Source organism: Microbispora sp. ZYX-F-249, from assembly GCF_039649665.1.
GTDB lineage: Bacteria > Actinomycetota > Actinomycetes > Streptosporangiales > Streptosporangiaceae > Microbispora > Microbispora maris.
In genome coordinates this window covers 67750-81476 of sequence record NZ_JBDJAW010000020.1, presented here as the reverse complement: position 1 = coordinate 81476, position 13727 = coordinate 67750, and the positions used below count along the sequence as shown (strand labels likewise).

Below are 13727 nucleotides of genomic sequence, written 5' to 3'. Positions count from 1 at the left end.
CCGGCCTGACGGTGGAGATCACGGGGGAGGATCAGCGGTCAGCGGCTCGGGCGGTGGACAGGCCCGGCCGGCGCAGATTCCATGGACGCAGATCCCGGAGGCCCAGGGCTGCCGCGGCGCAGGCCACCGGAACGGCGGGCAGCATGTAGCGGTGGTCGAAGTCGAGCGCGGCGATCGGCCCGAGGAACAGGTAGACGGCCGCCGCCCACGGCAGCAGCGCCGCCCGGCGCCGGCCGGCCGCGCCGATCCCGCCGAGCAGCAGGGCCATGCCGAACAGCGGCCCGTGCAGCAGGCCCGGGAAGCGGTACACGCCGAGGAGCGACGCGTACGGCTCGACCGACGACATGCCGCGGATGGCGGGGTCGTACTCGCCGCGCACGGTCTCGATGAGCGGGAAGGACGGCAGCGGCCAGGACCCGACGGGGAACGACAGCGCCGGGGACACGCGCGCGGGGTGCCGCACGGGGGTGGGCGCGAAGGCGAGCGAGGCGTCGTGCACCACCTCGCGCAGGTAGTCCAGCGGCTGCGCCGCGATGGCGCGCAGCGCGAACCGGCGGGCCAGGTCGTTGTGCGAGAAGCGGTCGCCGGGCAGCAGATTGAGTGAGGCTCCCGGCGCCCACACGTACTCGGACGCGGCGTCCACCACGGTGCCGTTCGGGCACAACTTCGCCTCGTCCGCGGGCGGCCTGACGACCGCGCAGTCGGCGAACGTCATGGTCCGCGCCCACAAGGCCACCCCGTCGGAGCCGCTGAGCGCGAAGCGCCCATGGTGGGCCTGATACCAGCCCGCGTAGGCCGCCAGCGGCAGCACCCCGGCGAGGGCCAGCGCGGCCACCTGACGCACTCCCGCCCGGCGCACGACCAGATACAGCAGGACCAGGCCGAGCAGCGGCACCGCGGCGGTCCGGGTGAGCCCGGCCATCGCGAGCAGGGCCCCGGCCATCGCCGCCGCCCGTACGGATGGTCTCGCCCGCCACATGACGACGGTGAGGGCGGCGACGACGAAGAAGATCAGCTGGGTGTCGGAGAGCACGGCGTGCTCGAGGCGGACGAAGGCCGGGTCGAACAGCACGGGCAGCGTGGCCAGGGTCGCGCCCCACGCGGGCAGCCGGTGGCGGCGCAGCAGCGCGTAGATCATCACGGCGGTGCCCAGGCCCATGGCGTGCTGCACGCCGGCCACCAGCTCCACGCTGTGGAACGGCCACAGCAGCCGCAGGAAGAAGGAGTATCCGGCGGGGTGGAAGGCCCCGCCCGGCTTCAGATGGACGGCCGTGTCGAGATAGGTGAAGGAGTCGTACCAGTAGAGCTGGGCGGTGTCGTAGGCGAGCATGACGACGACGCGCAGGACGGCCGCCGCGGCGAGCACCGCGGCGAACAGGCCGTGTCCCCCGGTCGCCACCCGTTTCACGCGGCCGCGCCCGAGCTGTGCCGTCCGCGGGGCGGGTGTCGAGGTGAGCATGGACGATCCCCCGGATCCGAGCCGGGGCGGCTCCCCGGCGATGCCCCGACACTCCAGCGAAAGATCGATAAACTCCCCGTCACCTGATTCGGTTACGTCCTGGTTATGCCGTTCCTGGCAGCCTGGTGCGGTTTCGACGGGTGAAGGGGGCATTGATGCGGGTGCTGGTCGCCGAAGACGAGCGCATGCTCGCCGACTCGATCGCCGAGGGCCTGCGGGAGGAGGCGCTCGCGGTGGACGTCGCCTACGACGGCGACGGGGCGCTTGAGCGGGTGCGCGTCCACGACTACGACGTGCTGATCCTCGACCGGGACCTGCCGGGGACGCACGGCGACGACGTCTGCCGGGCGGTGGTGGCCGAGGCCGCGCACGTCCGCGTGCTCATGCTCACGGCCGCGGGCGACGTGCGCTCGCGGGTGGAGGGGCTGTCGCTGGGCGCCGACGACTACCTGCCCAAGCCGTTCGCGTTCGAGGAACTGGTGGCGCGGGTGCACGCGCTGGGCCGCCGGGTGCGGCCGGCGGACCCGCCGATCCTGGAGCGGGCGGGCATCCGGCTCGACTGGGCGCACCGGCAGGCCTTCCGCGACGGGCGGTACGTGCCCCTCGCCCGCAAGGAGTTCGGCGTGCTGGCCGAACTGCTGCGCGCGGGCGGCGCGGTGGTCTCCAGCGAGACGCTGCTGGAGAAGGTGTGGGACGAGCACATCGACCCGTTCACCAACACGGTCCGTACGACGATGATGAAGCTGCGCCGCAAGATCGGCGATCCGCCGGTCATCGAGACGGTCACGGGAGCGGGGTACCGCATCCCATGACGAAGAGCCTGCGGCTGCGGTTCGCGCTCGCCTGCGGCGGGGTCTTCGTCCTCGCCGGCGCCGTCCTGGTCGGGGTCGCCGCCCTCGTCGTACGGCAGAGCCTGGAGCCCCGGGACGGGCTGCGGCAGCCGCGGTGGATCCACGTCGCCGGCTCCTACTACTCGCCCTGGCACTTCCAGTACTCGGTGGCCCAGCAGCGGGCCGAGCAGGTCAGGCGCGTCTATCAGGCCGACGCGGTCAAGAACGTGCTCGTGGTGGGCGGTCTCGCCCTCGTACCCGGGGGCGGGCTCGGGGCGCTGCTCGGCTGGCGCGCGGCCGGGTGGACGCTGCGGCCGATGCGGTCGGTGACGGCGAGCGCGCGGCGGATCGCGCAGAGCCACGACCTGAGCGAGCGCATCGCGCACGACGGCCCGGACGACGAGCTCAAGGAACTCGCCGACATCGTGGACACCGTGCTCGGCCGCCTCGCCCGTTCCTTCGACGGCCAGCGGCGCTTCGTCGCCAACGCCTCGCACGAGCTGCGCACGCCGCTGACCATCAACCGCACGCTCGTGGACGTCGCGGTGCGCCGCGCCGACGCGAGCGAGGACGTCAAGCGGCTGGGCGAGTCGCTGCTGCTGGTCAACACTCGGCACGAAAGGCTCATCGACGGTCTGCTCGCCCTGGCCGAGGGCGAGCAGAAGGTGCTCGACCGGCGGCCCTTCGACCTGACCGACGTGGCCGAGCACGTGCTCGACGCCGCGGCCGAAGAGGCCGGGGCGGCCCGGGTGACCGTGCACCGGCTGCTCGACCCCGCGCCGACGGCGGGCGAGCCGGTGCTGGTGGAGCGGCTGGTGCAGAACCTCGTGGAGAACGCGATCCGGCACAACCACCCCGGCGGAGAGGTGTGGGTGTCCACCCGGCGGCGGGCCGACCGGGTGGAGCTCGTCGTCGCCAACACCGGGCTGCCCGTGCCGCCGTACGAGATCGAGACGATCTTCGAGCCGTTCCGGCGGCTGCACGGGGACCGGCTGCGGTCCGAGCGCGGCAGCGGCCTCGGGCTGTCGATCGTGCGCGTGATCGCCGACGCCCACGGCGGCGTGGTCACCGCCACCCCCCGAGAGGAGGGCGGCCTGACGCTCGCCGTCGAGCTGCCCGGTGTCGAACCCCTCTAGGAGAGCGGCTGAGCCGCGCCGACCACGAAGGCCTCCAGCCGGTGCAGCAGGGCGGCCATCTCACTTCCGGGCAGGCGCGTGGTGTCGGCGCTCAGCTCCACACCGAGGGTGCCCTTCCAGCGCATCAGGGCCACGCAGAAGTCGCAGCTGCGCTTGTCCGTGCCGGGGAGCCACTCCAGCTCGGACTCCCCGTCGCCGCCGCCCGGGTCCTCGCCGGGGCGCAGGTCGTTGAAGCAGCACGACGGGAACATGGGGACGCCCCGGTCGGCGCTCATCCGGTCGATCATCGCGTCCAGGGCCGGCTTGTCGAAGCGGGCACGCCGGTAGGACGCGAGCACCGCCGGATAGGAGCTCACGAGGGTCTCGGGAAGGCTCCCACACGGTCCCAGCGTGAACAGCCCCAGCTGGTTCAGGCTGGTGACCAGGTTCCGGGCCCGGTCGTCGAAGCGGTTGTGCACGATCGGGGTGATCGCGCACACCTCGTGCCCGGTCAGCTCGCGCAGTTGCATGGCGACCGCCACCAGCAGGACCGTCGCGGTGCTGACGCCGGCACGGCGGGCGAGCACCTGTACGGCGTGGTTGAGGCGGGGCGACGACAGCACGGCCCGCGCGTACCTCGGCGTCGCGCCGGGTCCCGCCGCGTCCGGGAACATGGCGGACGGCACGGTGCGCAGAAGCGTCTCCCACTGGGCGATCGACCGGTCCGAGCGGGCCTGCGCCGCCTGTTCCTCCCGCACCAGGTCGAGCAACTGCGACGGCGCCGGTCCCGCGACCGCTCCGCGGAGCAGCAGCATCCGCAGGTCGCGCACCACGACGTCGGCCGCGCGCCAGTCCGCGACGACGTGGTCGAGCACGAGCGCCACGTGGGTGACGAGGCCGTCGCGGACCACGAACCCGGCCCGCACCGGCTGCTCGCCGTCGCCGAAGGACCGTGCGGCCAGACGGGCGACGAGGTCCGCCGCGGCGTCGTCCGCGTCGCCGGGCGCCGCCTCGACCAGCTCGACCGACATGGTCCCGGCCCCCGCCACCTCCTGGTACGGCCCGTCCGCGCCGAGCCGCACGAGGGATCGCAGCGCGTCGTGGCGGCCCATCACCTTCGCCAGGGCGGCCCCCACGGCCTGCGGGCGGTGCGGGCCGCCCGTGCGTGGCATGGCGAGCAGCCGGGGCACGTTGAAGTAGTGCGCGCTGTCCGGCCCCACCTCCCGGATGGCGCCCCAGATGTCCCGCTGTCCCCACGCGAGGTCCGCTGTTCCGGAACGGTCGGAGGCGAAGTCCACCGAAAGCCGCATGACTCTCCTTCGCCGTACCTGTCGCGGGGGGATGTGGGAACGCTCCCATGAAGGCTAGGTATCGCCTCCGCGCGGGTCAAGATCCCCCGTCGCACGCGTCTCCCGGCTGTGCCCCATATGTGCCCGGGATGGCGGTAAGAGGCGCGCCGGAGCGCGGTTGCGCCAGCTCAGAGGGCGCACCGCGGCGCGGTGGCGGGATCCCTGAAAGGGTTCGGGGGCTTGACCCTCCGCACGATCGGCCGGCCGGGCTCCTGGGCTTCCATCGCGGTCGACCCCGGCACCGGCCCAGGGCTGGATCAACAACGGCGCGGACACCACCGGGGACCACTGGATCGACCGCGGGATCATCGCCTCCGGGACCGGAACCGGCGTCGGCAACGGCGTCCAGGTCTACTTCGCGGACATGGACGGCGACGGCCGCGACGACTACCTGGCGGTCGACCAGAGCTCCGGCTCGGCTCACCTGTGGCTCAACGTCGGCGCCGACCGGGCCGGCGACCGCTGGGCCGACCAGGGTGTGATCGACTCCGGCACCGGCACCGGGGTCCGCACCGGTGGCCCGCAGGTCGCCTTCGCCGACCTCGACGGCGACGGCAAGGATGACTACCTCGCCGTCGACCCCGCCACCGGTGCGGCCCACGCCTGGCTCAACCGCGGCGCCCACACCACCGGCGACCACTGGCTCGACGGCGGGGTCGTCGCGTCCGGGACGAACACGGGGGTCGCCACCTCCGGTCGCCGCGCGTACCTGGCCGACCTGAACACCGACCGGCGAGCCGACTACCTGGCCGTGGATCCGAACAACGGCGACATCCGAGGGTGGCTCAATGACGGCGCCGTGACGGTCGGTGACCACTGGATCGGCCTGGGCACCATCGCCACCGGGAACGGCAGGAACGGCGGGGCAGGCGACTAGCCGCGCCGGACGTCGCCGGCGGGGGCAGCGGCGAGCGCGGCCTTGTCGATCTTGCCGGTGGCGTTGCGCGGCAGGCCGTCCACGAGGACGACCTCGCGCGGGACCTTGAAGTTGGCCAGCCGCTCCCGGCAGTAGGCCGTCAGCTCCTCGGGGGTGAGCGCCGCGCCGGGGCGGGGCACGACGTAGGCGCGGCCGACCTCGCCCATGCGGGGGTCCGGCACGCCGATCACCACGGCCTCGGCGACGTCCTCGTGGGCGGCGAGCACCTGCTCGATCTCCGCCGGGTACACGTTGAAGCCGCCGGTCACGAACATGTCCTTCGACCGGCCGGTGATGGCGAGGTAGCCCCGCTCGTCGAGGCGGCCGCGGTCGCCGGTGACCAGCCAGCCGTCCACGACCGCCGCCGCGGTCGCCTCGTCGTCGTCCAGGTAGCCGACCATGACGTTGTGCCCGCGCACCAGGATCTCGCCGTCCTCCCCCACGGGCACCGGCGCGCCGTCCCGGCCGGTCACCTTCACCTCCACGCCCTCGATCGGCCGGCCGGAGGTGGTGGCCACGGTCACGTCGTCGTCGTCCACCGAGCAGGCGGTCACCGTGCCGCACGACTCGGTCAGCCCGTACGCGGTGACGACCTGGGGGAACAGCTCGGCCCGCAGGCGGCGTACGAGCGCCACCGGGACGACCGAGGCGCCGGTCACCGCGAGCCGCAGCGACGACAGGTCGTGGCGGGAGCGGCCGGGGGCGTCGAGCATGGAGACGTAGATGGTCGGCGGCCCGGGCAGCACCGTGATCTTCTCGGCCTCGACGAGCCGCATCGTCTCCTCCGGCTCGAACACCGGCTGGAGCACCATCGTGGCCGCCTTCAGCAGGCAGGCGAACACCCCGGCCTTGTAGCCGAAGGTGTGGAACATCGGGTTGACGATCAGATAGCGGTCGCCGTGGCGCAGGCCGGTCCGCGCGCTCCAGGCCAGGTAGGTGCGGACGTTCTGGCGGTGGGTGCACATCGCGCCCTTGGACCTGCCGGTGGTGCCGGAGGTGAACAGGATGTCGGCCAGGTCGCCGGGGCGCACCGCCGCCGCGCGGTCCCGGGCCGCCTCCTCCGGCACGCCCACGCCCGCCGCGAGGAAGTCGGCCCAGCTCGTCGCGCCCGGCCGCGGGCCGTCGTACGCCACGACCGTGGCGAGGCCGGGCAGGTCCGGCGTGCCGGCGGCGGTGACACCGAGCATGGCGAGGTAGCCGTTGCCGAGGAAGCCGTCCTCGGTGAACAGAACCCGGGCGCGGCTGCGGGCCAGGAGCCAGCGGGCCTCCTCGCCCTTGTACCTGGTGTTGATCGGGACCACCACGGCGCCGGCGCAGAGCGCGCCGAGAGCGGTCACGATCCACCGCGTGCTGTTGGGCGCCCAGATCGCGACCCGCTCCCCCGGCTCCACGCCGAGCGCGAGGAAGCCCCGGGCCGCCTCGCGCACCCGGGCGTGCAGCTCCGCGTAGGTCAGGCGGGACGCGCCGTCCACCACGGCCTCCGTGCCCGGAAAGTCCCGGGCCGCCCGCTCCAGCACTCCCGGGATCGTCAGCGCCTCGTTGTCGGTCATGACCGTCATGGTGGCCGTCGCGGCCCGGCCCGTCAGCCGTGGTCCCGCTGGCCGGTACCTCTCCCCCATCGGCGGGCGGGCGGCCGTACCCTCCCTGGGTCGTATCGAGAGGCGGGAGGACACGGTGGACGTGACGATGGATTTCGGCGGCCGGGCGGTGCTGGTCACCGGGGGGACCAAGGGCATCGGCTTCGTGATCGCCGAGGCGTTCCTCGCCGCGGGCGCCGAGGTCGTGGTGTGCGGGCGGAACGAGCCGGAGACGCTGCCCGCCGCGGGCGGCAGGACGGCCCGCTTCGCCGCCGCCGACATCCGGGACCCCGGGGAGGCGGCGCGGCTGGTGGAGCAGGCCGTGGATCACCTGGGCCGTCTGGACGTGCTGGTGAACAACGCCGGGGGCTCGCCGAACTCCGACGCGGCGACGGTCTCGCCGCGGTTCGTCGAGCGGATCGTGGACCTCAACCTGCTCGCGCCGTTCTACGTGGCCCAGCCGGCCAACCTCGCCATGCGCGAGCAGGAGACCGGCGGCTCGATCATCAACATCGGCAGCGTCTCCGGTGTGGACCCGCAGCCCGGCACCGCGGCGTACTCGGCGGCCAAGGCCGGGCTGCTCGTGCTCACCAGGGCGCTGGCGCTGGAATGGTCGCCCAAGGTGCGGGTCAACCACATCACGACCGGCCTCATCAGGACCGAGGCCGCCGCCTCCATGTACGGCGAGGACGGCGGCGCGGCCCTGTCCGAGGTGATCCCGATGCGCCGCATGGCGGTGCCGCGGGACGTGGCGAACGCCTGCCTCTTCCTGGCGAGCGACCTCGCCTCCTACCTGACCGGGGCGGACATCCCGGTGCACGGCGGAGGCGAGGTGCCGGCCCGCTACCTGGTGACGCGCGGCTGAGCCTCGCGGAAGACGGCACGCCCGCCCGTCAGCACGGGCGTGCCGTTCACCGCCGCCTCGAAGACCACGGCGCCGTCGGCGTCCCACGTACGCAGGTCGAGGCGGTCGCCGGGGAAGACCGGGGCGGCGAACCTGCCCGCCAGCTCGGTCAGGTCCGCCGGGTGCGCGCCCACGGCGTCGGCCAGCGGCAGCGTGACCGCCGCCAGCGTGCACAGGCCGTGCAGGAACGGCCGGGGCATCCCGGCCGCCTTCGCCGCCTCCGGGTCGATGTGCATGTGGTGCCGGTCGCCGAGCAGGCGGTAGAGCGCGGCCTGGTTGGGCGAGGTGTCCAGCCTGACCTGGTGGGCGGGCGCGATCTGCGGCCGCGTGGGCGCGGACGGCCCGCGTTCGCCGCCGAACCCGCCGCAGCCGGGCGCGAACAGCGACCAGGTGGCGAGGAAGAACTCGCTGTCCACCTCGACCTCGAAGACCGCGGCGCCGCCCTTGTCCCAGACCCGGGCGACCCGCGCCGTCATGGTCAGCTCGCCCGCGGGCGGCAGCGGCTCCCGCACCACGAGCCGCTGGGAGCCGTGCACGGCGGTCCGGGTGTCGAACGCGCCGAGCGAGCCGAGCGCGTCGGGGGCCCACTGGGCCTTGGTCAGCGCGAACGTCGGCAGCGCTCGCAGCCGCTCCTCGAAGACGAGGTCGAGGTCGCCGGCCGGAGCGCCGACGGCGAGCGCGTAGAGGATCACCTCCCGCTCGTCGTAGGCGACCGTGCGCTCACCGAGGTCGTGGCCGGCCCACTCGGCGGCGTTCGTCCCGCCGGTGTTCACCGGTCCGCCCCGAGGACGAGGCCGCTGGTGGGCACCCCGGTGCCCGCCGTCACGATCACGTTGCGCACTCCTTCCGGCTGGTTGACGCTGGTGCCCCGCACCAGGCGCACGGCCTCGGCGATGCCGTTCATGCCGTGCAGGTACGCCTCGCCGAGCTGGCCTCCGTGGGTGTTGCAGGGCAGCCGCCCGCCGAGCTCCAGGTTGCCCTCGGCGATGAAGTCCTTGGCCTCGCCGGGGGCGCAGAAGCCCAGCTCCTCCAGCTGCGGCAGCACCAGCGGCGTGAAGTGGTCGTACAGGATCGCCGCGTCCACGTCGGCGGGGCCGAGCCCGCTCTGCGCGTACAGCTGCCGCCCGGCCAGCCCCATCTCGGGGATGCCGGTGATGCGGGGACGGTAGTAGCTGGTCATCATGTGCTGATCGTCGCCGGAGCCCTGCGCCGCACCGAGGATGACGGCGGGCGGGTGCGGCAGGTCGCGCGCCCGCTCGGCCGAGACCACGACCAGCGCCTGGCCGCCGTCGGTCTCCTGGCAGCAGTCCAGCAGGTGCAGCGGCTCGGCGATCCAGCGCGACGCCTGGTGGTCCTCCAGCGTGATGGGCCGCTGGTAGAACCAGGCCGCCGGGTTGGTCGCGGCGTGCTTGCGGTCCACCACGGCCACCCGGCCGAAGTCCTCGCTCGTCGCGCCGTACTCGTGCATGTAGCGGCGGGCGAACATCGCCACCCACTGGGCGGGCGTCGACAGGCCGAACGGGTTGAGCCAGGCGTACGCCGCGCTGTCGGCGCCCGTCTCGATCGGCCGGTCGGCCTGGCCCAGGCCGTAGCGCACGCCGGACCGCTCGTTGAACGCCCGGTAGCAGACGACCACCTCGGCGACGCCGGTCGCGACGGCCAGCGCCGCCTGCTGGACGGTGCCGCAGGCCGCGCCGCCGCCGTGCGGGATGCGGGAGAAGAACGTCAGCTCGCCCATGCCCGTGTTGCGGGCGACGTGGATCTCGGCGTTGGTGTCGGCGGTGAACGTCACCATCCCGTCCACGTCGGACGGCTTCAGCCCCGCGTCGGCGAGGGCCGCGAGCACCGCCTCGCAGGCGAGCCGCAGCTCGCTGCGGCCGGAGTCCTTGGAGAACTCGGTGGCGCCGATGCCGGCGATCGCGGCGGCGCCGGAAAGACTGGTCATGTCGCGCCCTTCGCCGGGAGCCGTACGACGGCGATGCCGGTGACGTGGGCGCCCAGGCCGTTCTCGCCGCGTACGGCGATCTCGACCCGGCGGTCCTCGTCGTGCTTGGCGGTCACCGTGCCGGTCAGCGTCATCGTGTCGCCGGGGTAGTTCGGCACCCCGAGCCTGATCTTGATCGCCTTGACGACGGCGGCCGGGCCCGCCCATTCGGTCACGTAGCGGTCGACCAGGCCGTTGGTGGTGAGGATGTTCATGAAGACGTCCTTCGAGCCGCGCTCGACCGCGAGGCCGGGGTCGTGGTGGACGTCCTGGTAGTCGCGGCTGGCGATCGCGGTCGCCACGATGAGCGTGCGGGTCAGCGGGATCGGCAGCGCGGGCAGCTCCTCCCCCAGGCTCACCTCGTCGTACGTCCGCCCGTTCATGACGCGATCCTTCCGGCGGCGACGAGCTCGCCGAGCCTGGCGAGGCCGGCGCTCGGCCCGCCCAGCGTGCCGGAGATCTGCCTGGCCCACAGGAAGTGGCGGTGCACGGGGTAGTCGACGTCGACCCCGATGCCGCCGTGGACGTGCTGCACCCGGTGCGCCACGGTCAGCCCGGCGTCCCCGGCCCACCACTTGGCGACCAGCACGGCCGCCGCGGCGTCCTGGCCCTCGTCGAGGGAGGTGACGGCCTGCCACAGGCACACGCGCATCGCGTCGGCGTCGATGTAGCAGTCGGCGAGCTGGTGCTGCACCGCCTGGAAGGTGCCGAGCGGACGGCCGAACTGCCTGCGCTCGGACAGGTACGTCACGGCGTGCCGGATCGCGCCCTGGGCGACGCCGAGCTGCACGGCCGCCAGCGCGACCGCCGCGCGCTCGATCGTCCACGCGACGGCGCCGTCCCCCGGCGTGCCGACCGCCTCCGCCGGGGCGCCGTCCAGGGTGAGCGTGCCGGCGAGGTCGTGGGACGTGGTCTCCTCGGCCTCCCAGGAGACGCCCTCCGCGTCCGAGCCCACCAGGAACAGGCCCGGCCCCGCCCCGGCCGCCGCCGCCGAGACCAGCACGTGGGCCGCGCCGAACGGCGAGGGGACCACCGCCTTGACGCCGGTCAGCCGCCAGCTGTCCCCATCCGGGCGGGCGGCGCAGCCCGGCTCGGCCGGATCGCCCGGGCCGAACTCCTCCAGCGCCACGGTGAGCCGGGACGAGCCGTCCGCAGCTCCGGGGAGCAGGCTCTCGCGCTGCTCGCGGGTGCCGTGCGCGGCGACCGCGAGCGCGCCGACGGCGGCCGGCCACAGCGGCACCGGGGCGACGTGGCGGCCCTGCTCCTCCAGCAGCACGCACAGCGCGCCCAGGCCGAGCCCGGCGCCGCCCGCCTCCTCCGGCAGCGCGATGCCGAGCAGGCCGGCCTTGCCCAGCTCCGCCCACAATTCCTCGTCCAGCCGGGCCGGGGAGCCCTCCACCGCGCGTACGCGCTCGGTCGTGGCACGGTCGGCGAATATCTCGTTCGCCAGGACGCGGACCGCTTCGAGTTCTTCGTCCAGCGTGAAGTCCATCAGTCGTTCTCCTGCGGGCGGAACACCGGAAGTGACAGGTCGGGATCGGCGTCCAGCCAGTCGAGGACGACGGGCATGCCGATCTCGACCTTTCCGGGTTCCACGCCGACCAGGTTGGTGATGAGCCGCGTGCCCTCGTCGAGCTCCACGACCGCGACGATCAGCGGATAGTCGAACGCCGGGTGGCGGGGGTGGTGGTTGACCACGAAGCTGTAGACCCGCCCGCGGCCGGACGCCCCGGCGGCGTCCCACTCGAACGAACCGCAGTGGGGACAGCACGGGCCGGGCGGGTGGCGCAGCGTGCCACAGCCGCCGCACCGCTGGATCACCAGCCGGTGCTCACGCGCCGCGTCGAACCAGAACGCGTTGTCCCGGTTGATCGCGGGGCGTGGCCGCAGCGCCTTCGGCTCCCCCGTTTCGGCGGGGGCCTTCGGCCTGAAGCGCAGCAGACGCCAGCGCTGCACGGCGACGACCTCGCCGTCCTGGTCGGTGTAGGTGCGGACCGTGGTCACGAACCTGCCGGCGCCGAGCGCCGTGTTCTTCTCCGGGGAGATCGACTCCACGACCTCGCGGACGCTCACCCGGTCGCCGGCCACGAGCTCGCGGTGGAACTCGAACTCCGAGTCGGTCGCCACCACCGAGGTGTAGCCGTCCTTGTCCAGCAGCGCGTTCAGCTCCTGCGCCCCGGCGCCGACGTTCGAGCCCTCCATGGTGGCGGCGTAGCCGCGCATCGTCCACGCCTGCGTCATCGACGCGGGCGAGACGATCCCGGGACGGCCGGTCGCGCGGGCGGCGTCGGCGTCCAGGTAGACGGGGTTGCGGTCGCCCATCGCCTCGGCCCAGTGCCGGATCATGGGCACGTTCACCGGGTCGGGCCCCTCCCGCAGCGGGACGATCTCCCGCCCGGCGAAGTCCTCGTAGGCGGTCATCAGCGGCCCGCCCGGGGGAGGCCGAGGCCCTGGGTGGCGACCATGTCCCGCAGGACCTCGTTCACGCCGCCGCCGAAGGTGTTGACGATGCCCTGCCGCGAGAGCTGCTCGATCTGCCCGGCGAGCACGGCGCCCGGCGACTCGGGGCGGATCCGGCCGCCCGCGCCGATGATGCCCGACAGCGTGCGCTGCACGTCGATGTGGGTCTCGGTGCCGTAGACCTTGGCCGCCCCGGCGTCCGCGCCCGACAGCGCGTCACGCGCGACCGCGTCGGTCATCTTCCAGTTCATCAGCCGCATCGCCTCCAGCCGCGCGTACGTGCGGGCGAGGTCCCGCCGGACCCACGGCAGCTCGATGGCGCCGTTGTCCCGCGCCCAGTCCACGACCTGCTCCCAGAGCTGGATCATCCGGCCGCCGAGCGCGGCCAGGCCGATCCGCTCGTGGTTGAGCTGGTGGGTGATGAGCCGCCAGCCGCCGTTCACCTCGCCGACGACCGCATCGGCCGGAACCCGTACGCCGCTGTAGTAGGTGGCGGTCACCACCATGCCGCCCACCGCCTGGATGGGGCTCCAGGAGAAGCCGGGCGCGTCCGTCGGCACGATCAGGATCGTGATGCCCTTGTGCTTGGGCGCGTCCGGGTCCGTACGGCAGGCCAGCCAGACGTAGTCGGCCGTGTTGGCGCCGCTGGTGAAGATCTTGCTGCCGTCGATCACCCACTCGTCGCCGTCCCGTACCGCCCGGGTCGTGAGGGAGGCGAGGTCGGTGCCCGCGCCGGGCTCGGTGTAGCCGATCGCGAAGACGACGTCGCCGGACAGGATGCCGGGCAGGTAGCGCTGCTTCTGCTCCGGCGAACCGTGGCTCATCAGCGTGGGGCCGACCGTGTTGACGGTGACGAACGGGAACGGCAGCCCGGCCCGCTGGACCTCGTCGAAGAACACGTACTGGTCCTCGATCGAACGGCCCTGCCCGCCGTACTCGGCCGGCCAGCCGATGCCGAGCCAACCGTCCGCGCCGAGGCGCTTGACGACCTCGCGGAACCGGGCGCCGCCGACGCCCTCCTCGCCGACGCGGCGCCGCTCGTCCTCGGGCAGCAGGCCCGCGAAATACTCCCTCAACTCCCGGCGCAGCTCGCGCTGCTCCGGACTCTCACGCAGGTCCATGTCCGCTCTCCT

At 73.7% G+C, this 13727-nt stretch carries 13 protein-coding genes; 4 read left to right on the top strand and 9 right to left on the bottom strand.

From position 1 onward, the window contains the following. Positions 1-31 precede the first annotated feature (31 nt). On the bottom strand, positions 32-1459 hold the full coding sequence (locus AAH991_RS23385; RefSeq protein ID WP_346228033.1) for a phospholipid carrier-dependent glycosyltransferase: 1428 nt from the start codon (positions 1457-1459) through the stop codon (positions 32-34). Between the two features lie 155 nt (positions 1460-1614). Here AAH991_RS23385 and AAH991_RS23380 point away from each other — a divergent pair, with 155 nt between their 5' ends. After that, a complete protein-coding gene (locus AAH991_RS23380; RefSeq protein ID WP_346228032.1) occupies positions 1615-2271 on the top strand; it encodes a response regulator transcription factor in 657 nt (218 codons plus the stop codon). Beyond that, positions 2268-3425 (top strand): sensor histidine kinase, encoded by a 1158-nt coding sequence (locus tag AAH991_RS23375; RefSeq protein ID WP_346228031.1) that lies wholly within the window; start codon positions 2268-2270, stop codon positions 3423-3425. Before AAH991_RS23380 ends, AAH991_RS23375 begins: the two co-directional genes overlap by 4 nt. Here AAH991_RS23375 and AAH991_RS23370 read toward each other — a convergent pair. Further along, on the bottom strand, positions 3422-4714 hold the full coding sequence (locus tag AAH991_RS23370) for a condensation domain-containing protein (RefSeq protein ID WP_346228030.1): 1293 nt from the start codon (positions 4712-4714) through the stop codon (positions 3422-3424). The genes AAH991_RS23375 and AAH991_RS23370 overlap by 4 nt on opposite strands. A gap of 403 nt (positions 4715-5117) precedes the next feature. Between AAH991_RS23370 and AAH991_RS23365 the strand changes: the two genes are divergently transcribed. Next, positions 5118-5630 carry an FG-GAP-like repeat-containing protein gene (locus AAH991_RS23365; RefSeq protein WP_346228029.1) on the top strand — a complete coding sequence of 171 codons (513 nt, stop codon included), beginning with the start codon at positions 5118-5120 and terminating at the stop codon, positions 5628-5630. On the opposite strand, the gene AAH991_RS23360 is transcribed toward AAH991_RS23365, so the two are convergent. Then, positions 5627-7219 carry a FadD3 family acyl-CoA ligase gene (locus AAH991_RS23360; protein ID WP_346228028.1) on the bottom strand — a complete coding sequence of 531 codons (1593 nt, stop codon included), beginning with the start codon at positions 7217-7219 and terminating at the stop codon, positions 5627-5629. The genes AAH991_RS23365 and AAH991_RS23360 overlap by 4 nt on opposite strands. Between AAH991_RS23360 and AAH991_RS23355 the strand changes: the two genes are divergently transcribed. After that, positions 7218-8111, top strand: coding sequence for an SDR family oxidoreductase (locus tag AAH991_RS23355; RefSeq protein WP_346228027.1), 894 nt, complete (start codon positions 7218-7220; stop codon positions 8109-8111). The two genes, AAH991_RS23360 and AAH991_RS23355, sit on opposite strands and share 2 nt — an antisense overlap. On the opposite strand, the gene AAH991_RS23350 is transcribed toward AAH991_RS23355, so the two are convergent. The 6 genes from AAH991_RS23350 to AAH991_RS23325 are packed head-to-tail and all read right to left on the bottom strand — an operon-like array spanning position 8090 to position 13715. Continuing rightward, positions 8090-8923: a MaoC/PaaZ C-terminal domain-containing protein gene (locus AAH991_RS23350; protein ID WP_346228026.1), complete on the bottom strand. Its 834-nt coding sequence runs from the start codon at positions 8921-8923 to the stop codon at positions 8090-8092. The two genes, AAH991_RS23355 and AAH991_RS23350, sit on opposite strands and share 22 nt — an antisense overlap. Then, a complete protein-coding gene (locus AAH991_RS23345) occupies positions 8920-10095 on the bottom strand; it encodes a lipid-transfer protein (protein WP_346228025.1) in 1176 nt (391 codons plus the stop codon). The genes AAH991_RS23350 and AAH991_RS23345 overlap by 4 nt, the downstream gene beginning before the upstream one ends. Beyond that, positions 10092-10517, bottom strand: a complete 426-nt coding sequence (locus tag AAH991_RS23340) for a MaoC family dehydratase (RefSeq protein WP_346228024.1) — start codon at positions 10515-10517, stop codon at positions 10092-10094. Before AAH991_RS23340 ends, AAH991_RS23345 begins: the two co-directional genes overlap by 4 nt. Next, entirely contained in the window at positions 10514-11626 is a 1113-nt protein-coding gene (locus AAH991_RS23335; protein WP_346228023.1) for an acyl-CoA dehydrogenase family protein, read from the bottom strand. Before AAH991_RS23335 ends, AAH991_RS23340 begins: the two co-directional genes overlap by 4 nt. Then, positions 11626-12555, bottom strand: a complete 930-nt coding sequence (locus tag AAH991_RS23330) for an FAS1-like dehydratase domain-containing protein (protein WP_346228022.1) — start codon at positions 12553-12555, stop codon at positions 11626-11628. The genes AAH991_RS23335 and AAH991_RS23330 overlap by 1 nt, the downstream gene beginning before the upstream one ends. Next, positions 12555-13715 (bottom strand): acyl-CoA dehydrogenase family protein, encoded by a 1161-nt coding sequence (locus AAH991_RS23325; protein WP_346228021.1) that lies wholly within the window; start codon positions 13713-13715, stop codon positions 12555-12557. Before AAH991_RS23325 ends, AAH991_RS23330 begins: the two co-directional genes overlap by 1 nt. Positions 13716-13727: the final 12 nt, after the last annotated feature.

What these genes read in the sequence shown, in the direction of transcription:
- AAH991_RS23330 (WP_346228022.1), bottom strand. Translation starts at nt 12,555, where the DNA reads ATGACCGCCTACGAGGACTTCGCCGGGCGGGAGATCGTCCCGCTGCGG.
- AAH991_RS23355 (WP_346228027.1), top strand. Translation starts at nt 7,218, where the DNA reads ATGACCGTCATGGTGGCCGTCGCGGCCCGGCCCGTCAGCCGTGGTCCC.
- AAH991_RS23385 (WP_346228033.1), bottom strand. Translation starts at nt 1,459, where the DNA reads ATGCTCACCTCGACACCCGCCCCGCGGACGGCACAGCTCGGGCGCGGC.
- AAH991_RS23345 (WP_346228025.1), bottom strand. Translation starts at nt 10,095, where the DNA reads ATGACCAGTCTTTCCGGCGCCGCCGCGATCGCCGGCATCGGCGCCACC.
- AAH991_RS23325 (WP_346228021.1), bottom strand. Translation starts at nt 13,715, where the DNA reads ATGGACCTGCGTGAGAGTCCGGAGCAGCGCGAGCTGCGCCGGGAGTTG.
- AAH991_RS23360 (WP_346228028.1), bottom strand. Translation starts at nt 7,219, where the DNA reads ATGACCGACAACGAGGCGCTGACGATCCCGGGAGTGCTGGAGCGGGCG.
- AAH991_RS23375 (WP_346228031.1), top strand. Translation starts at nt 2,268, where the DNA reads ATGACGAAGAGCCTGCGGCTGCGGTTCGCGCTCGCCTGCGGCGGGGTC.
- AAH991_RS23380 (WP_346228032.1), top strand. Translation starts at nt 1,615, where the DNA reads ATGCGGGTGCTGGTCGCCGAAGACGAGCGCATGCTCGCCGACTCGATC.
- AAH991_RS23370 (WP_346228030.1), bottom strand. Translation starts at nt 4,714, where the DNA reads ATGCGGCTTTCGGTGGACTTCGCCTCCGACCGTTCCGGAACAGCGGAC.
- AAH991_RS23335 (WP_346228023.1), bottom strand. Translation starts at nt 11,626, where the DNA reads ATGGACTTCACGCTGGACGAAGAACTCGAAGCGGTCCGCGTCCTGGCG.
- AAH991_RS23365 (WP_346228029.1), top strand. Translation starts at nt 5,118, where the DNA reads ATGGACGGCGACGGCCGCGACGACTACCTGGCGGTCGACCAGAGCTCC.
- AAH991_RS23340 (WP_346228024.1), bottom strand. Translation starts at nt 10,517, where the DNA reads ATGAACGGGCGGACGTACGACGAGGTGAGCCTGGGGGAGGAGCTGCCC.